The 17,484-nt window shown below is 71.6% G+C and carries 14 protein-coding genes and 1 riboswitch; of the genes, 10 read left to right on the top strand and 4 right to left on the bottom strand.

Annotation, left to right across the window (positions count from 1 at the left end):
- Window positions 1–171: 171 nt before the first annotated feature.
- From OG542_RS16360 to OG542_RS16340, 5 genes are all read left to right on the top strand, one after another.
- Window positions 172–1,419 carry a DegT/DnrJ/EryC1/StrS family aminotransferase gene (locus tag OG542_RS16360; protein ID WP_328411641.1) on the top strand — a complete coding sequence of 416 codons (1,248 nt, stop codon included), beginning with the start codon at window positions 172–174 and terminating at the stop codon, window positions 1,417–1,419.
- A 4-nt stretch (window positions 1,420–1,423) separates the two neighbouring features.
- Entirely contained in the window at window positions 1,424–3,757 is a 2,334-nt protein-coding gene (locus OG542_RS16355) for a lipopolysaccharide biosynthesis protein (protein WP_328411639.1), read from the top strand.
- Between the two features lie 207 nt (window positions 3,758–3,964).
- The gene (locus OG542_RS16350; RefSeq protein ID WP_328411637.1) at window positions 3,965–5,779 is read left to right on the top strand and encodes a glycosyltransferase; all 1,815 of its coding nucleotides are present in this window, start codon (window positions 3,965–3,967) and stop codon (window positions 5,777–5,779) included.
- Window positions 5,776–6,216 carry a hypothetical protein gene (locus OG542_RS16345; RefSeq protein ID WP_328411635.1) on the top strand — a complete coding sequence of 147 codons (441 nt, stop codon included), beginning with the start codon at window positions 5,776–5,778 and terminating at the stop codon, window positions 6,214–6,216. Before OG542_RS16350 ends, OG542_RS16345 begins: the two co-directional genes overlap by 4 nt.
- Window positions 6,213–7,331, top strand: a complete 1,119-nt coding sequence (locus tag OG542_RS16340; protein WP_328411633.1) for a glycosyl hydrolase — start codon at window positions 6,213–6,215, stop codon at window positions 7,329–7,331. Before OG542_RS16345 ends, OG542_RS16340 begins: the two co-directional genes overlap by 4 nt.
- Window positions 7,332–7,348: 17 nt before the next feature.
- On the opposite strand, the gene OG542_RS16335 is transcribed toward OG542_RS16340, so the two are convergent.
- From OG542_RS16335 to OG542_RS16325, 3 genes are read right to left on the bottom strand one after another with little or no spacing between them, the layout of a single operon-like run.
- Window positions 7,349–8,191, bottom strand: coding sequence for a polysaccharide deacetylase family protein (locus OG542_RS16335; RefSeq protein ID WP_328411631.1), 843 nt, complete (start codon window positions 8,189–8,191; stop codon window positions 7,349–7,351).
- Window positions 8,188–9,516 (bottom strand): glycosyltransferase, encoded by a 1,329-nt coding sequence (locus OG542_RS16330; protein ID WP_328411629.1) that lies wholly within the window; start codon window positions 9,514–9,516, stop codon window positions 8,188–8,190. Before OG542_RS16330 ends, OG542_RS16335 begins: the two co-directional genes overlap by 4 nt.
- A 23-nt stretch (window positions 9,517–9,539) precedes the next feature.
- Complete coding sequence (locus OG542_RS16325) at window positions 9,540–10,571, bottom strand: GNAT family N-acetyltransferase (RefSeq protein WP_328411627.1); 1,032 nt, start codon at window positions 10,569–10,571, stop codon at window positions 9,540–9,542.
- A 225-nt stretch (window positions 10,572–10,796) separates the two neighbouring features.
- On the opposite strand from OG542_RS16325, the gene OG542_RS16320 reads away from it, so the two are divergent.
- Window positions 10,797–11,654 carry an HAD family hydrolase gene (locus OG542_RS16320; RefSeq protein ID WP_311127252.1) on the top strand — a complete coding sequence of 286 codons (858 nt, stop codon included), beginning with the start codon at window positions 10,797–10,799 and terminating at the stop codon, window positions 11,652–11,654.
- On the opposite strand, the gene OG542_RS16315 is transcribed toward OG542_RS16320, so the two are convergent.
- Complete coding sequence (locus tag OG542_RS16315; RefSeq protein ID WP_328411625.1) at window positions 11,618–12,394, bottom strand: transglycosylase SLT domain-containing protein; 777 nt, start codon at window positions 12,392–12,394, stop codon at window positions 11,618–11,620. The genes OG542_RS16320 and OG542_RS16315 overlap by 37 nt on opposite strands.
- Window positions 12,395–12,397: 3 nt before the next feature.
- Window positions 12,398–12,572: riboswitch (cyclic di-AMP (ydaO/yuaA leader) on the bottom strand.
- A gap of 504 nt (window positions 12,573–13,076) precedes the next feature.
- Here OG542_RS16315 and OG542_RS16310 point away from each other — a divergent pair.
- The 4 genes from OG542_RS16310 to OG542_RS16295 all read left to right on the top strand — a co-directional run bounded on the left by OG542_RS16310 (window position 13,077) and on the right by OG542_RS16295 (window position 17,458).
- Complete coding sequence (locus tag OG542_RS16310) at window positions 13,077–14,087, top strand: polyprenyl synthetase family protein (RefSeq protein ID WP_311127254.1); 1,011 nt, start codon at window positions 13,077–13,079, stop codon at window positions 14,085–14,087.
- A 231-nt stretch (window positions 14,088–14,318) separates the two neighbouring features.
- Window positions 14,319–15,569, top strand: coding sequence for a LolA family protein (locus OG542_RS16305; RefSeq protein ID WP_328411623.1), 1,251 nt, complete (start codon window positions 14,319–14,321; stop codon window positions 15,567–15,569).
- Window positions 15,570–15,606: 37 nt separating this feature from the next.
- Window positions 15,607–16,593 (top strand): ABC transporter ATP-binding protein, encoded by a 987-nt coding sequence (locus OG542_RS16300; RefSeq protein ID WP_311127256.1) that lies wholly within the window; start codon window positions 15,607–15,609, stop codon window positions 16,591–16,593.
- On the top strand, window positions 16,580–17,458 hold the full coding sequence (locus OG542_RS16295) for an ABC transporter permease (protein WP_328411621.1): 879 nt from the start codon (window positions 16,580–16,582) through the stop codon (window positions 17,456–17,458). The genes OG542_RS16300 and OG542_RS16295 overlap by 14 nt, the downstream gene beginning before the upstream one ends.
- Window positions 17,459–17,484: the final 26 nt, after the last annotated feature.

Below are 17,484 nucleotides of genomic sequence, written 5' to 3'. Positions count from 1 at the left end.
GGCCGGGCGGCGTGCCTCTGGCGCGGCGGACGTGACGCACCTTTCGTACGTGCCGGAAGTTATCCACAGGACGCGACGCAATCTTGACGGAGCGGTGCGAACGGGGCGACTCTGGGCGGGTGCCGGAAGGCCTCGGGGAGGGGGCGTTCCCATGGCACACCAGGGGGGCGGATGGCCATAGGGGAGGCCGGTCCGGGCTCGGTGCGGCGTGGTCTACAGCCGAAGCGGCTGGAAGAGACCATGCGCGTCCGGCTCGGCCGGGAATGTGTGTATGTACCGTCGTGCCGTTTCGGGCTGTACGTGGCGCTGCGCCACTGGTGCCCGCCCGGCGGACGGGTGTTGATGTCGCCGGTCAACGACGACGTCATCTTCTTCGTCGTGCTCGCGGCCGGACTGCGTCCGGTGCAGGCGCCGTTGAACCCGCTCGACGCGTCCATCGACCTCGATGCCGTGCCCGCGGAGACGTGGCGCTCGGTGTCGGCCGTGCTCACGACGAACCTGTACGGGAACCCGGACCCGGCGCCGCGCCTCAGGCAGAAGTGCGACGCGCTCGGCATCCCGCTGTTCGAGGACGCGGCGCACGCCATCGGCAGCAGGGTGGGGGACCGGCCGGTCGGGGCGTGGGGGGAGGCCTCCGCGTTCAGCCTGTCCAAGCATGTGGGCGCCAAGGCCGGAGGCATGCTCTCGCTCGCCGATCCGGGGCTGCGGGACGCGGTGGAGAAGACCTGCGCGGGGCTGCTCGTCCCGCGCCGGATGAGCTCCGAACTGGCTTACGCGATCCGTCCGTTCGCCGAGGCGACGGTGCGCGGGCTGCGGCTGCGGCGCGCCGCCTGGGCCACGATCCGGCTGCTGGGTCTCGCGGACCGCGAGGAGATCCGGATGCCGCTGCGCCCGGACGAACTCGCCCAGGCCGAGCGCCGGGCGCCCGGGCTGGAGGCGTACCACCCCTGGGTACGGGTCGACATGCACGACTATCGCCAGGAGTCCGGCCTGCTGCGGCTACGGCGCATCGGCCGCAAGCTCGACCGGCTCGACGACGTGCTCGACGCCTGCCGGGCGGGCACGGAGCTGCTGCTGTCCACGCCCTGGGCCAAGCCGCGCGACGCGTACGGCACACAGCCGTTGTTCCGCGTCCCGCTGTTCGTGGCGGACCGCGACGCGGCGATCGCGGCACTGGCGCAACGGGGCATCGTCGTCGGCTACCTCTACGACCCGCCCCTGGACGACTACGCCGGTGCGGAGTTCACCGACCCCTCACCGGCCCCCGACGCGGCCCGCTGGTTCGCGCGGCACGCGCTGCCCGTGGACCCGCTGCGGGCGCGGACGGTCGTCGAGGTGCTGGAGCGGTCCGGGGCGCAACCGGTCGAAGCGCCGGGGGAACTGTCCAGGAGCAGGCCGACATCGGGAGGGCTGGGTTAGTCCCGTGGCTGAGATCCAGGTGCACGAGCCCGCCCCCACGCGCGCCGACGGGGGCGGGCCGCGGCCTGCCGACAGCGAGCACACACACGACTCGCTGTTCAAGAACGCCTACTTCCTCATGCTCAGCACCGGCGTGTCCGCCGTGCTGGGCCTGGGATTCTGGCTGGTCGCCGCCCGCTACTACTCCGAGGAGGCCGTCGGCCAGGGCTCCGCCGCGATCGCCGCGATGCGGCTGCTCGCCAGCATCACGGCGACGACGATGATCGGGGCCGTCGTGCGCTTCGTCCCGCGCGCGGGACGGGAGACCGGGCGCCTGGTGGGGGGCACGTACGCGGCCAGTTCGCTGGTCGTGGCGCTGGCCGCCGCCGTCTTCCTGCTCACGCTCGACGCCTGGGGAGCGTCGTACGCCCCCCTCGGCACCCCCATGGCGGGGGCGGTGTTCGTCGCGGCGTGCGTGGCCTGGGCGCTGCTCACCCTCCAGGACGGCGTGCTCACCGGACTGCGCAAGGCGGAGTGGGTGCCGGCCGGGAACGCGGTGTTCTCGGTCGGGAAGCTGGCCCTGCTGGCCGTCTTCGCCGGCACGCTGCCCGTCCTCGGCATCTTCGTGTCCTGGGCGGTGGCGATCGCCTTCTCCACCCTGCCGCTGGGCTGGCTGATCTTCCGCAAGCTCATTCCGGGCCAGGCGGTACACGAGCGCGAGAAGGAGCCTCCGAAACTCCGCGACATGGGCCGCTTCCTGGCCGGCGACTCGCTGGGCGCGCTGTTCAGCCTGGCCATGATCAACCTGTTGCCGGTGATGGTCGCGGTCCGCTTCAGCGCCGCGGAGAACGGCTACTTCTACGTGGCGTACACCGTCGGCGGCACGATGGAGTTCATGGCCATCAACATGGCCTCGTCCCTCACCGCGCACGCCTCGCACGACCCGCGCCAGCTCGCCGACGGCGTCCGGGGAGCACTGCGGCGCATGACGCTGCTGCTGGTCCCGGTCGTGCTGGTGCTGGTCCTCTTCGCCCCTTACATCCTCACGCCCTTCAGCCCGGACTACGCCGAGCACGGCTCGACCGTGCTGCGGCTGCTCGCCCTCGGCGCGCTGCCGCGGGTCGTGGTGGAGCTGTACATCGGCGTGCTGCGCGTCCAGGGGCGTACGGGTGTGCTGGCCGCGCTCCAAGGCGCCATGTGCGCCCTGGTGCTGGGCAGCGCGGCCGTGCTGTTCACCCCGGCGGGGATCGCGGGCGCCGGCTGGGCGGTGCTGCTGAGCATGACGCTGATCGCCGTCGTCTCCACGGTCGGGCTCCGGGCGGCACTGCGCCACGACGACACCGCGCCCGCCGTCCGCCCGCCCGCCGTCCGCCCGCCCGCCGACCCCTCCTACGGCACCCGCTGGGCCAAGCTCAACGCCACCGCCGGGTACGGCACGACCTGGGCGCGCCGGGCCGCGTACCAGCCCAAGGACGGTGACGAGGACACGGTCACGCTGTTCATCGGCCGGCCGGGGTACGAACGCGAGGCGTTGCAGGCGGACACGCTCGCGCTGATCGTGCGGTCGGAGGGGCCGCCCCGGGCATCAACGCACGAGGCAGGAGCATCACCGCACGAGCCAGGAGCACCACAACCGCACGATTCCGGGGCACCACCGCACGAGCCCGGAGAGCCGCTCACGGACCAGGAGCCACAGGAGCGGCGGCTGAGAGGCGCCCTCTGGAGCCTGCTCGGTGTCGCCACGGTCTTCTTCCTGGCACCGCTGCGCGATCTGCCCTGGCTCGGTGACACCTCCGAAGCGGCGCTGAGCGGGCGTCAGCTCCTGGAGGGGCTGCCGCTGCCGTCGCTCACCGCGGGGGGCCTGCTGCTCGTGGTGTTCGTCGCCGCCCTCACGCTGTGCACCCGGCGCGACCCGTGGCTGCCCGGCACGGCGCTGTACGCGGCCCTGCTCGCCCTGTACACCGCACCGGTCGCCCTCGGGAGGGAACCGCGGCCGGTGGACGGGGCGTTGTATGAGAAGACGGCCGGCTTCCTCGCAGACACGCTGGGGCTCGACGGGCCCGAGCCGCTGCTGCGCTGGGCGCCGCCGGTCTGCCAGCTGCTGTGCCTCGTGCCGCTGTGGCTGCTGCTCGCGAGCGCGGGCGGGCGGCTGACGTGGCCGGGGCGCTGGGGGGTTCTGTATCTCGTCGCGGTCGGCGGCTGGGTGTGGCGCGAGGCGCTCGCACCCGTCGCGCCGCCCCTGCTCGTCGTCCTCGTCCTGCTCCTGCTGCTCCGCCGCGCGGCGTCGGCGTGGACGCTCTCCCGCTCCATATCCAACCGAACGGCCGACGGACCACCGGGCGGCCGGCCCAGCGACTGATCACGATCCAGCGCCGAACAGATTCGAACAGAGTCGAATCGCCAGGGGGGAACCACCGTGCGTCCGCCAGCAACTCCACGGGAGAGATCCACGCCAGAACCCACACCTGCCCGGGATGAAGCGGACTCGTCGGCTGCCCACCCCGAGACCTCCAGCCAGTCCTCCAGCCCTTCTTCCTCGGAGTCGTCGAGCCGCGCCCATGAGCCCGTGACGGACCTGTCCGATCTGCCTCCCGTCTGGCCCGGGCGCCGCGCCCTCGCCTGGCCCGGCGTTCCGCTGCTCGTCGCGCTCGCCCTCTGGGTGTACGCCGTGCGGCACACCGACGTCTCGCGGCTCGACGACTACGGGCTGGTCACCGCGCTGCACCCCACGTTCTGGGCCGGCCTCGCGGTGCTCACCACCGGTTTCTGGTTCACCGTCCGCGATCCGCGCCGGCGGGGCGGCTGGGCGGCGGCGTACGTCCTCGGTCTGCTGGTCATGGAGCGGGCCACCCAGGCCGTGGTCTATCCGACGCCGCTGTACGCCTGGGCGTGGAAGCACGAGGCGGTCATCGACCATCTGCTGACGGCGGGCGGTCTGCAAACGGCCGACCAGGTCGGCGACATGGCGGTGTACGACCAGTGGCCGGGCTTCTTCGCCGCCCAGGCCGCCCTGGTGCGGCTGCTGGGCGTGGACTCGGCGGCGATGTTCATGGCCTGGTGGCCACTGGCCGGCAGCCTGATGCTGTTGCTCCCGCTGCTGCTGATCTACCGCACCTTCACCGAGGACCGGCGGCTGATCTGGACGGCGGTCTGGCTCTTCTACGTCGCCAACTGGGTCGGGCAGGACTACTTCTCGCCCCAGTCCGTGGCCTACGCGCTGCATGTCGGCGTCCTGGCCGTCGTCCTGCGCCGCTTCGGCCGGTCCGCCGTGCGGCGCGGGCAGCCCCGGCAGGCCGTGTGGACGGTGGTGATCACCGTCATGCTCGTGGCGATCGTCATCTCCCACCAGCTCACCCCGGGCATGCTGGTCGTCTGCCTGCTCGCCCTGTGCCTCAGCCGCCGCTACCGCGACTGGGTCCCGGTGGTCACGACCGTCGTGATCTTCCTGGCCTGGTGTCTCACGGCGGCGCTGCCCTTCCTGTCCGCCGCGATGCCGGACATGATCCGCTCCATCGGCGACGTCGGCGCCAACGTCGAGACGGGGTACGGCGCCACCCCGACCGGTACCGGAGCCATCGCGGCCTCCTGGGCGGCCCGGCTGCTGTCCGGCTCCGTCCTGCTGTTCGCGGCCGTCGGCGTGCTGCGCCAGCGGGTGCTGCGGCACCGGGCCCGGCCGCTGCTGCTGGTCGCGGCGGCCCCGCTGCCGATGTTCGCGGCCAGCAGCTACGGCAGCGAGATGATCTTCAGGGTGCTGCTCTTCATGCTGCCCGGCGCCGCGTTCTTCGCCGCCGCGGCGCTGCTGCCCAAGGTCCGCACGCTGGCCGCCGACGCCGCCGCGCGGGAAGCCGGCAGCAGGCAGGCCGCCCCCGCCAAGGGCGGGCGACGGTGGCTCGGCGTCTGGGTACCGCTGGCCGCACTGCTCGGCGGAACCCTGGCGTTCGTCCCGGCCTACTCGGGCAAGGACCGGATCAACTACTTCCCGCCGCAGGAAGTGGCCCTGGTACGGCAGCTCTTCGACCAGGCGGCCGACGGCTCGCTCGTCGTGGCCGCCAACCGCAACTACCCGCTCGCGTACGCCTCCTACTGGAGCGTCGACCACTACTGGTTCCTCGACGACGCCCGCAGTCACGTCGACCGGATCGTCCAGAAGCCGGCCGCCACCCTCGCCAGTGACATGGCCGGGGTGGAGCGGCCGGCCCGGGCCTACTTCCTGCTCACCCAGGGGCAGTTGGCCAACTCCGAGATGAACGGCCAGCTCACCGAGGAGCAGCTGGACCGCATCCGGAAGTCCGTCGCCGCCTCACCGCGGTTCCGGCTCGTGGCGGAGAACAGCGCCGGATGGCTCTACGTACTGAAGCAGGCAGAGGGAGCGGAGCGATGACACCGCAGGAACTCGTGGTCCGCATGCTGCCGCCGTTCGGCGGCTGGCTCGCGCTCGCCGCGCTCGCCCTGCCCGGCGGATCGCCGCTGCGGGGCGCCGCGGTCGTCCTCTTCCTGGCCGCGGGCCCGGGCGCGGCCATGGTCAGAGTCTGCGCCCCCGCGCTGGGGGCGCGGCCCGCCGAAGGGCCCGTCGAGCGCCGGGACCCCGACTTCGCACGCCACTCCGATCTGCTGGAGCGGTTGACGCTGGTGCTGTTCATGAGCATCGGTGCCGTGATGCTCGTCGCGACCGTCCTGATCGCCACGCACACCTTCAGCGCGCAGCGGGTGCTGCTGACGCTGACCCTGCTGACCACGCTCGCCGCGTTCTGTCCGCCGCTGCGCGCCTCCCCGCAGCCGAGGACGACGCCGAGTACACCGAAGGGTTCCGCTCAGTGAGGTTCAACCGTCTTCACCGTCCCTTTCGCCGCAGGAAGCCACCCGAGGAGCAGCCGGCCGCCGGCCCGTACGCGTCGAGCCGGCGCCGGCTGCTGATCACGTCCGCCACGGTCGTCAGCGCGGTCCTGGTCGGCGCACTCGCCCTCCGGGACGCCTCAGGACCGGACTCCCAAGGCACCGGTTCCAGGGCGGACTGCCGTCCCACGGCACTCCTGGAACCGCCCTGCGGCGCATGGTTCGGCGCGTTCGTGCCGCACGAGCGCGGCGACCTGCCCGAGAAGGTGCGCGCCTACGAGGAACGCGTGGGCCGCGAGCTGGACATCGTGTACACGTACCACGACATGTCGCTGCCCCAGGGCACCCGCCGCGAGGGCCAGCTGCTCACCCCGGAGGAACAGCGCGTCGGCGAGGACCACCTGCTGCTGCTGTCCTGGGAGAGCAAGTGGTGGGGCGGCACGAAGAAGCAGCAGCCGACCTGGAAGCAGATCGCGTCCGGTGAGCTGGACGACAAGGTCATCGACGTCCAGGCCGAGCGCGTCAAGGACTACGGCAAGAAGGTCTTCCTCTCCTTCGACCTCGAGATGGACACCCGCACCCCCGACAACGGCACCCCCGCCGAGTACGTGAAGGCGTACCGGCACATCCACGACCGGTTCCGCGAGCTGGGCGTCGACAACGTGGTGTGGACGTGGATCACCACCGGCTACCTCGACCACGCCGACGAGATGAAGCGGATGTATCCCGGCGACCAGTACGTCGACTGGATCGGCTACAACCAGTACAACTACTACCGCTGCCACAACACGGGCTGGATGACCTTCGCGCAGACCCAGAACGCCGCCCACGACTGGATCCGCGAGAACCTCTCCGACGACAAGCCACTGATGCTCTCCGAGTTCGGCACCGCCGAGGACTCGGCCCGCCCGCAGCGGCAGGCCGAGTGGTACGCCCAGGTGCCCGGGGTGCTGAAGGGCCTGGAAGGCGTCAAGGCGGCCCTCCAGTGGAACTACCGCGACCCCGGACCGCACTGCAACCTGGCGCTGGCGAACGACGCCGCCTGGGACAGCCTGCGCAAGGCGGCCGCCGACCCGTACCTGAACCAGCCGCTCAAGTAGCCCACCGGCCAGCCAGGTCAGCCCGCGAACTCGGGCCCGTGCACCACCGCACGGGCCCGCCGGTACCACCGCCAGGCGATCGTCTTCGGCCCGTCGCGGTACGGCGCCACCCGTGCTCCCGCCCCCGCCAGCCAGCCCTGGACGTCGGCGACGGTGTGGGTACGCCGGACGATGAGCCGGGCGATGCGGTACCGCTCGTCGTGGTCGGAGCTGAGCGCGTGCCGTACGGCGGTCGCCGTCTCGTAGCCGGCCCGGGCCGACATGGCCCGCACCCGGGGGCTGTTGTAGCCGTGCGGATAGGCGAGGTGGCGGACCTCGTGACCGAGGGCGTCCTCCAGCACGGCCTTCGACATGCGCAGTTCGTACGCCAGGTCCTTGCCGGACAGGGTGTCGAGCTGTGCGTGGGTGACGGTGTGGCTGCCGATCTCCATGCCGGAACGTTCCAGCTCCGCCGCCCGGTCCAGGGTCATCATCGGGGCGGGCGGCAGCAGACTGCGGCCGCCCGGGGCGATGGCGCCGGTGGTGAGATAGGCGGTGGCCGGCAGCCCGCGCCCGGCCAGCGTCTCGGCGGTCGGGCCGGGCAGATCGGCGAAGCCGTCGTCGAAGGTGAGCAGCACGGGCCGGGGCGGCAGCGGCGCCCGCCCGGCCAGATGGTCGGCGATCGCGCTGATCGTGACGGGCGTACGGCCGCTGTCGGCGATGGCGTCGAGGTGGTCCGCGAACTGCCGTGGCGTGACCGTGAACTCGGCGATCCAGCCGGGCGGGTCGTCCACCACGGCGTGGTACAGGAAGACGGGGATGGCCGGGGTGCCCGAGGGCGATATCGGCCCCTCACCACGCGTACGTGCCGACGTCCTCATCTCGCCCCCCGGACAGTCGCGCCAGCCGTCGCGCGCAGCGCCCGCCGCGCCCGCACATAGCCGACCGGCCCGTACAGCATCCCCCTGCGCTGCAACCGCGACAGCCGCCGTGGCCAGGGATGCGTTCGCACGTCGTGGTCACCCGGCGCCCCGCCCCCCTCCGTCTCGCGCACGGCCGTCAGCGTCCGGGCGTGGGCGAGGCCGCGGGGCAGCCGCGCGAGGAACGCCGGCAGCAGCGCCGGGCGGTTCACCAGCACCGCCGTCAGATAGGCGGTGAGCCCGGCGCCGTAGCCGTACGCCTGAATCTCCAGGTCCTGCCAGGTCTCCCGGTGGTGGTGCCACACCAGTGCGGACGGCGTGTAGCGCAGCCGGTGGCCCTGGGCCAGGACACGGACGAAGCCGTAGAGGTCGTCGCCGCCCCGGGCGGCCGTACCGGCACCGGTGGCCGGGTCGAAACCGCCGACGGAGCGCAGCACCGCCGTACGGAACGCCATGTTGGCGCCGGAGCCGAACCGCCCCGCGGTGAACGGGAACAGCGGTTCGTCGCCCGGCGGACGCGCCGGGTCGTACGTCCTTGGAGTGAAGCCTTTCGCGAAGCCGCCGTGGCTCTCCAACAGCACCTGGGCCGGGGTCGTCAGCCGTGCGGGCAGGATCAGCCCGGTGCCGCAGCCGAGGCCGGCGTCGGCGGCGAAGGGCGCTGTCAGTTCGGTCAGCCAGCGCGGGTCGGCGACCACGTCGTCGTCGGTGAAGGCGACCACCTCGCCCCGGACCGCCGCGAGGCCCGTGTTGTGCGCGATCGCGAGGCCGGGCACCCGCTCGCACACGTACCGCACGCGCTCGGCGTACTTCCGCTCCACCAGCTCCCGCGTCTCGTCCGTCACGGGCGCGTTGTCGACAACGACGATCTCGAACTGCGGATGGTCCTGCGCCAGCAGCGAGTCCAGCGCACGGGCCAGTTGCCCGGCCCGCTCCCGGGTCGCGACGACGACACTGGTGTACGGGGGCTCCCCGGCAGGCCCCGCATCCTCGGGCGCACCGGCGTCCGCGCGCGCGGAAGGAAGAGGAGCGGGCGCGCACTCCGCCCGCGCCCGCTCCGCCAGCACGACCCGCGCGTCCGCCCCCTCAGGCACCCGCCCGAGCAGCGTGCCCACGGGCCGGCCGCCCCTGCGGACCAGCACGAACACCTCGCCGTGCGTCACCGGCGGGCTCCCCGGACCGGGTCTGAGCACCGCCTCGTCACCGTCGAGGTCCAACTCGGCGACCTGGACCGCCCCGATGTCCAGGAACCGCCGTATCTCCTCCCGCGCACGCGACGAACGAGCCATGCGCCCCTCACCCCCCACTCGTGTCAGGTACGGCGCAGCCGAGCCGCGCCCTTCAGGGTCCGCGTGGCCAGCGCCGCGAGCCGCGGCCTGGCGCGGACGAAACCGTGCGCGCGGCGCGCCGGCTCGCGGCTCAGCCAGTGCAGTGCCGCGCCCGCCCCCGGCCGCGTCACCGCACCCTCGTACACGGGCAGTTCACCCGTCTTCAGCGCGTCCTTGTACTCCGCCGCGCCCCGCCCCAGGTCGAGCATGCCGATGCCCTCGGCGGCCGCCGCCTCGGCCATGCGCAGGTGCAGCACCAGACCCGGCGAGAACTTCGCGAACTCCGGGTCGTAGGCCGGGAACCAGCAGGCCAGGACGGATGCCGAGCGCAGTCCGAAGTGCGCGGCGACGGGCCGCTCCCCGGCGTACAGCACGGACAGCGTGCCGCCGCACTCCGGTGCCCGGGTCCGGGCCAGCCGTCCCACGAGCCGGGTGATCCACTCCCGTGCGAAGCGGTCCCGCCGGCCCGTCCTGCGGTACTGCGCCGACTTCCACTCCATGAGGGTGCGCAGCGCGGCCGGGTCGCGTTCGTCGAACACGAACCGCGGCTCGCCGACCTGCCGTCCCAGCTTGCGCTCCTTGGCCAGGGTGGTCTTCAGGAACTTCGGCGACTGGGCGCGCAGCACCGACTCGTACGTCTCGTAGCCCTTCTCCACGTCGACGGTATAGGTGGCGTGCTCCTCGGCCGCGTACCGGACGAACAGCCGCTGCTCGGCCTCCAGGTTGTCGAAGGCGAAGCTCGACACCGAGCAGGCCTTGAGGAGCCGGCCCGTGTCCAGGTCCAGGCCCGGCCGCAGGATCGCCCCCTGCGCGTCCGAGACGCCGAGCCCGATCGCCCGGCCCTGTCCCAACGGCCCCCGTTCATGGGGCAGGAAGCCGACCGGCTCCGGCCCCTCGTACACCACAGCGACCCGTGCCTGCGGCCTCACCAGGCCGACGGCTTCGGTGAACTCCGGTTCCATGAATGGGTTGCGCGGTGCCTCGGAGGCAGCGCGCAGTGCGCGCCAGCGCTCCATTTCCCCTTCGCCGAGCTCCCCGGGCCCAGCCACGCGAATGCGCCCACTGCTCAACCCGACCCCCCGATCAAGTCCCCCCTGGACACATGGAAGGTACCGCCCGAGACGGCCCCGACGGTAGGTAGCGGACCATGTTGTTGCCAACTGGTACAGAGGCCTTCAACCGGGCAATCGGCGTGCGCCGGGGGATGAAACGAAGGGGCGCGCTGTCCGTATTCTCTGATCATGGCCGCACCCATCGCATATTCACTCATCGCCACCGACCTGGACGGAACGCTGCTGCGCGGCGACGACACCCTCTCCGACCGGTCGCTCGCCGCGCTCGCGCGGGTGGCGGACACCGGTGCACAGCACCTCGTGGTGACGGGCCGGCCGGCGCCGCGTGTGCGACCGCTCCTCGACGACCTCCGCTGCACGGGGCTCGCGGTGTGCGGGCAGGGCGCGCAGGTGTACGACGCCGGCGCGGACCGGCTGCTGTGGTCCATCACCCTGGACCGGGAACTGGCGGAGACCGCGCTCGGCAAGATCGAGGCCGAGGTGGGGCAGGTGTACGCCGCGGTCGACCAGGACGGGGTCGACGGGCTCACGCTCATCGAGCCGGGCTATCTCATGCCGCACCCGACCCTGCCGGCCGTACGGGTCGACCGGCGCGACGAGCTGTGGGGCGCGCCGATCAGCAAGGTGCTGCTGCGCCATCCCTGTCTGACGGACGACGAGTTGGCGGCGACGGCCCGTTCGGTGGTCGGCTCACTGGCGACGGTGACGATGTCGGGGCCCGGCACGGTCGAGCTCCAGCCGTGCGGCGTCACCAAGGCGACGGGCCTGGCGCTGGCCGCCGAGCATCTGGGGCTGCGGCCGGCGGACACCATCGCCTTCGGTGACATGCCCAACGACATTCCGATGTTCGACTGGGCGGCCCACGGCGTCGCGATGGCGAACGCCCATCCCGAACTCAAGGCCGTGGCCGACGAGGTCACCCTGTCGAACGAGGACGACGGCATCGCCGTCGTCCTCGAACGACTGCTGGGCGGGACGGCTCAGACGGCTCAGTACGGGCCGTTGACGTTGTCGATCGAGCCGTAGCGGTCGGCCGCGTAGTTGCAGGCAGCGGTGATGTTGGCGACCGGGTCGTACGGGTCCCACGACGTGCCGTCCACGTGGTAGGCCTGGAAGGTCGGGTCGATGGTCTGGAGCAGACCCTTGGACGGGGTGCCCTTGGCGGCGTTCGAGTCCCAGTTGTTGATGGCCTGGGGGTTGCCCGACGACTCGCGCATGACGTTGCGGTAGATGCCGTCGTACGAACCCGGGATCCCCTTCTGCGCCATGACGTCCAGCGCCTCGCGGATCCACCCGTCGAGGTTGTTCGCGTAGGTCTTCGCGGAGGCCTGGGTGGCCTTGGCGGCGCCACCGGCGGGCTTCGCGGCCGGCTTGGCGGGGGCGGACGACTTGGTCGCCTTCTTCGCGGCGGCCGCCTTGGTCGTCGACACCTTCAGCTTCAGGCCCGGGTGGATCAGCTTCGGGTCGTCTCCGACGGCGGAGCGGTTGTCCTTGTAGAGCTTCTTCCAGCCGCCCGAGACGTCGTACTTGTCCGCGATGCGGTAGAGCGTGTCGCCCTTGGCCACGGTGTACGTGAGCGACTTGGGCTGGGCCGCCTGGGGCACGGACTGTGCGACGGCGGGTGCGCTCTGCGGCGCCTCGGCGGCGCTCGCGTAGGTGGCTCCGAGGAGCGGGAGGGTGAGTGCCGCTCCGCCGGTGCCTGCGATGGCGACACCTCGGGTGAGCGGGTTGGTTCTGGGGCGACGGTGCTTGCCTCGTCCGGCCATGGCGATGTTCCTCTCCGGCGCCTGCGAGGTGAGCTGTCGGGTTCGGGCCGGGAGGTGCCCGGCCGCGTACGGCGGTGTACTGCCGTGCGCGGCTTAACCCCGAGCCGTGCCGCTGTGCGGACCGGCGACTTACCTGGGTCCCCCGCTCCTGCCCTGCGTGAGTGGTCGGTTCGTGTGGGGGTCCGGGCGGCGGCAGGATTCGGCGTCCGCCGGACAGGCCGGGAACGTATGCGAGAGCACATGTCGGGAACAAGCACCGGAGTCACATATCGCGCGGTTGACCTTGGTCAGGGGTGATTGGTCCGCTTGATCCTTTGCGACTGTCAAGGCTCAACTGGCGTTCGGCTGAAGGGGGTACGGGTTGATGTCGGGGTGGGGCGGCACAGGGGTTAACGTGATTCAACTCACTGATCACGAGCCTGTGGGGCAATTGCCGTCAAAGGGAATTTGCTCAATCGTCATGGCAAATCGTGAATATCTCACTATCGACTGGTAAGTCGATAAATGTCTGTTCTTATGGCCTGATCAAAAACATAACGGTCGTGATCAGATACCACCCGGCCTGTAACCATGGGCGCTGGCGGTGATCGAAACGTGACCGGATACGCTGACTCGAGTGATGGCAGCGACCTATCGACAATCCGCGTAATCACCGGCAGACACAGCAGACAGGAGACCCCTCGTGACCGACGTCGGGCCGTTCGGGCTGAGCGTGCGGGACCAGGCTCTGGAAGCCGATGTCCAGGCCGGGTTGGCGGCTGTCGAGGAAGGCTTGTTCGAGGCCACCAAGAGCGAGGTGCCCTTCATCACGGAGGCCGCCCAGCACCTGGTGCGGGCCGGCGGCAAGCGGTTCCGTCCGCTGCTCGTGATGCTCTCCGCCCAGTTCGGTGACCCGTACGCGCCCGGGATCGTGCCGTCGGCCGTCGTCGTGGAGCTGACCCACCTCGCCACGCTGTACCACGACGACGTGATGGACGAGGCGACGGTGCGCCGCGGAGTGGCGAGTGCGAACACCCGCTGGGGCAACTCCGTCGCGGTCCTCACCGGCGACTTCCTCTTCGCCCGTGCCTCGCACACCCTGGCCGACCTCGGTCCGGAGGCGGTGCGGGTGCAGGCCGAGGCGTTCGAACGGCTGGTGACCGGGCAGATCCTGGAGACGGCCGGACCGCAGGACGGCCGCGACCCCGTCGAGCACTACCTGGACGTGCTGGGCGGCAAGACCGGTTCGCTGGTGGCGGTGTCGTGCCGGTTCGGCGCCATGATGTCCGGCGCCGACGAGACGACCGTGGACGTGCTGACCCAGTACGGCGAGCGGCTCGGCGTCGCCTTCCAGCTCGCGGACGACGTCCTGGACATCGCCTCCGACTCGCACGAGTCCGGCAAGACGCCGGGCACCGATCTGCGCGAGGGCATCCCCACGATGCCGGTGCTGCGGCTGCGCGAGCGGGCGGCCCGGCTCGGGCTCGCGGACGACATCGCCTTGTGCGAGCTGCTGGACTCCGACCTCACCGACGACGAACGGCACGCCGAGGCCCTGCGCCAGCTGCGGGCTCACCCGGCGCTGGAGCAGGCCCGGAAGGACACCGTCCGCTACGCCCAGGACGCCCGCTCGGCCCTGGCCCCCCTGCCCGAGTGCGCCGCGAAGACGGCACTCGTGGAACTGTGCGACGCGGTGGTGCACCGGGCCGGCTAGCCGGTCTTTCCCGCACGACCCCTACGGGTCGGGGGAGAAGCCGCCCCTCCGTGTCATACCCCAGCAGTACGTGGAGTTGAGTCCGGGGTCTGACGTATTTCCCTGGCCGATTTGGTCAGATGGACACCACGGAAACACCACTCCTCACCTGTTCGGGTGAGAATGGCGGCTCAGGGACGAGTGCGTGGACGAACACGGACAGCCGCCGCCGACCACGGAGGTAGGGCACACATGGCACCGTACGCATCCGACGACAGCACGACCGGCGGGGAGGTCGACGAGCAGCGCTCCGGGCGGCGCAAAGCCGCGCGGTACGTCGTCCCGGTCACGGTGATGGGGGTGGCGGCCGCGACGATCGGGCTGGTCCCCGCACTTGCCGACTCCGGTGACCCCGACCTCCCGAAGATCACCGCACAGCAGCTCATCGAGAAGATAGCGAAGTCGGACGTCCAGCAGCTGTCCGGCACCGTGAAGATCAGCACGGACCTCGGGCTGCCGGACCTGGGCGGGCTGGAGAGCAGCCTGATGTCCGGTGCCGCGAGCCCGGACGGGGGCGGCTCCTCCGCCGACCCGACCGCCAAGCTCACCGAACTGGCCTCCGGCACGCACACCCTGCGCGTCGCGGCCGACGGCCCGGACAAGCAGAAGCTGTCGCTGCTGGAGAACGCCGCCGAGTACAGCATCGTCCACAACGGCAAGGACGTCTGGGCCTACGACAGCAAGTCGAACGAGGTCCACCACGGCACGGCCTCCGAGAGCGGCAAGGCTTCCGGGAGCGGCAAGGACCAGCAGCCGCCGGCTACGCCGAAGGACTTCGCCGAGGAGGCCCTCAAGGCCGCCGACGACACGACCTCCGTGACCGTGGACGGCACCGCCCAGGTCGCCGGCCGGGACGCCTACAAGCTGCTCATCAAGCCGAAGCAGTCCGGCTCGACGGTCGGTGCGATCACCGTGGCCGTGGACGCGAAGACGGGCACGCCGCTGAAGTTCACGCTCACCCCGGCGAGCGGCGGCTCCGCCGTCGTCGACGCGGGCTTCACCCAGGTCAGCTTCGCCAAGCCGGCCGCGTCGACCTTCGACTTCACCCCGCCGAAGGGGGCGAAGGTCACGGAGGAGAAGGAATCCGGGAAGGCCTCCGAGAAGGGCTTCGGCAAGGGCTTCGACAAGGGTGAGGCCCGTCGGCACGCCCCGAAGTCCGAGAAGGAGCTCGGCAAGGGCCTCGACGGCATGAAGACCATCGGCGAGGGCTGGAACTCCATAGCCACCTTCGACACCGGCGGCGAGGGCGTGCCCTCCGGCGAGACCGGCGGCGACCTCGGCGGCTTCGTGAACTCGCTCGGCGACAAGGTCACCGGCAAGTTCGGCTCGGGCACGGTCTTCTCGACCCGTCTGGTCAACGCCCTGATCACGGACGACGGCAAGGTCTACGTCGGCCTGGTCACCAAGGACGCGCTCGTGAAGGCGGCCGACGCCGGCAAGTAAGTCCCGCCGACGGGGCATCGAGAGAACGAGGAAGCCGATGGGCGAACCGTCCGCCACGGAGCCGGAGCCGAGCGGCGCGGATGCCGCGGCCGGGGAACCGGTCATCGCCACCCGCGCGCTCACCAAGCGCTACCGAGGCGGACAGCTCGCCGTCGACGGTCTCGACCTGACCGTCCCGGCGGGCAGCGTCTTCGGCTTCCTCGGCCCCAACGGCTCCGGCAAGACCACCACCATCCGCATGCTGATGGGCCTCATCGAGGCCACCTCCGGCACGGCGCGGGTCCTCGGGCAGCCCATGCCCCGGGCCACCCGCGCCGTGCTGCCGCACGTCGGCGCCCTCATCGAGGGGCCGGCCCTCTACGGCTTCCTCTCCGGCCGGGACAACCTCATCCGGTACGACTCGGCCGACCCGGCCGCCGATCCGCGCACCCGAAGGGCCCGGGTCGCCGCAGCCCTGGACCGGGTGGGCCTGACGGCCGCGGGGGGCAAGAAGGCCAAGGCGTACTCACTGGGCATGAAGCAGCGCCTGGGCCTCGCGGCCGCGCTGCTCCAGCCGCGCCGGCTGCTGGTGCTCGACGAGCCGACCAACGGCCTCGACCCGCAGGGCATGCGCGAAATCCGCACCCTGATACGGGAGCTGGCCTCGGACGGCACGACCGTCTTCCTCTCCTCCCACCTGCTCGACGAGATCGAGCAGGTCTGCACGCACGCGGCCGTGATGGCCCAGGGCCGTCTGCTCACCCAGGGCCCGGTCGAGGAGCTGTCCGCCGGCGCACGCGGCCGGCTGGTGGTGACCACGCCGGACTCGGCGGAGGCGGCCCGGGTCCTGAAGGAGCAGGGCGTCGGCGACGTCGTCGTCACCGACGACCGGGTGACCGGCGAACCGCCGGAGCGCGACCTAGCCGACGTGAACGCCGCGCTGGTGACGGCCGGGGTGCGGGTGCGGGGCTTCACGGTCGAACGGGCCTCGCTGGAGGACGCGTTCGTGGCGCTGACGGGGGAGGGTTTCGATGTCGCGGGCTGAAACGGCGAGGGCCGTGCGCCCGGTGAGCCCGCTCTGGACCTTCGGGCTGCTGCGCAGCGAGCTCACCACGACCTTCCGGCGCTGGCGCACCCTCGCGCTGCTGGCCGTGCTGGCGGGCGTGCCCGTGCTGGTCGGTATCGCCGTCAAGATAGAGACGGGCGACGGATCATCGGCGGGCGGCGGGGGCGGCGGAGGACCGGCCTTCATCTCGCAGATCACCAACAACGGCCTGTTCCTCGTCTTCACCGCCCTGGCCGCCACCCTCCCGTTCTTCCTGCCGATGGCGATCGGGGTCGTCGCGGGCGACGCGATCGCCGGCGAGTCGAACGCCGGCACCCTCCGCTATCTGCTCGTCGCCCCGGCCGGCCGCAGCCGCCTGCTGCTCACCAAGTACGCGACCGTCGTCATCTTCTGCCTGGTGGCCACCCTGGTGGTCGCCGTCTCGGCGCTGACGGTCGGCGCGCTGCTGTTCCCGCTGGGCGACCTGACGACCATCTCCGGTACCCGGATCAGCTTCGCCGAGGGCCTGGGCAGAGCCCTGCTGATCGCCCTGGCCGTCGCCGCGTCACTGATCGGCGTCGCGGCGCTGGGCCTGTTCGTCTCGACCCTGACGGGCAGCGGCATCGCGGCGATGGCTACCACCGTCGGCCTGCTGATCACGGTCCAGATCCTCGACCAGATCCCGCAACTGCACGCCCTCCAGCCGTACTTCTTCTCGCACTACTGGCTCTCCTTCGCCGACCTCATGCGCGAGCCGGTCTACTGGGACGAGCTGGCGAAGAACCTCGGCCTCCAGGCCCTGTACGCGGCGGTGTTCGGCTCGGCGGCCTGGGCCCGCTTCACGACGAAGGACATCACGGCCTAGCGGCCTCTCTCCCTGAGGGGCCGGGG

This window comes from Streptomyces violaceus, assembly GCF_036014075.1.
GTDB lineage: Bacteria > Actinomycetota > Actinomycetes > Streptomycetales > Streptomycetaceae > Streptomyces > Streptomyces violaceus.
The sequence above is the reverse complement of the archived record's forward strand: the minus strand, read 5'-3'. Positions and strand labels throughout refer to the sequence as shown.

What these genes read in the sequence shown, in the direction of transcription:
- OG542_RS16325 (WP_328411627.1), bottom strand. Translation starts at nt 10,571, where the DNA reads ATGGAGCGCTGGCGCGCACTGCGCGCTGCCTCCGAGGCACCGCGCAAC.
- OG542_RS16335 (WP_328411631.1), bottom strand. Translation starts at nt 8,191, where the DNA reads ATGAGGACGTCGGCACGTACGCGTGGTGAGGGGCCGATATCGCCCTCG.
- OG542_RS16320 (WP_311127252.1), top strand. Translation starts at nt 10,797, where the DNA reads ATGGCCGCACCCATCGCATATTCACTCATCGCCACCGACCTGGACGGA.
- OG542_RS16360 (WP_328411641.1), top strand. Translation starts at nt 172, where the DNA reads ATGGCCATAGGGGAGGCCGGTCCGGGCTCGGTGCGGCGTGGTCTACAG.
- OG542_RS16300 (WP_311127256.1), top strand. Translation starts at nt 15,607, where the DNA reads ATGGGCGAACCGTCCGCCACGGAGCCGGAGCCGAGCGGCGCGGATGCC.
- OG542_RS16315 (WP_328411625.1), bottom strand. Translation starts at nt 12,394, where the DNA reads ATGGCCGGACGAGGCAAGCACCGTCGCCCCAGAACCAACCCGCTCACC.
- OG542_RS16305 (WP_328411623.1), top strand. Translation starts at nt 14,319, where the DNA reads ATGGCACCGTACGCATCCGACGACAGCACGACCGGCGGGGAGGTCGAC.
- OG542_RS16330 (WP_328411629.1), bottom strand. Translation starts at nt 9,516, where the DNA reads ATGGCTCGTTCGTCGCGTGCGCGGGAGGAGATACGGCGGTTCCTGGAC.
- OG542_RS16345 (WP_328411635.1), top strand. Translation starts at nt 5,776, where the DNA reads ATGACACCGCAGGAACTCGTGGTCCGCATGCTGCCGCCGTTCGGCGGC.
- OG542_RS16295 (WP_328411621.1), top strand. Translation starts at nt 16,580, where the DNA reads ATGTCGCGGGCTGAAACGGCGAGGGCCGTGCGCCCGGTGAGCCCGCTC.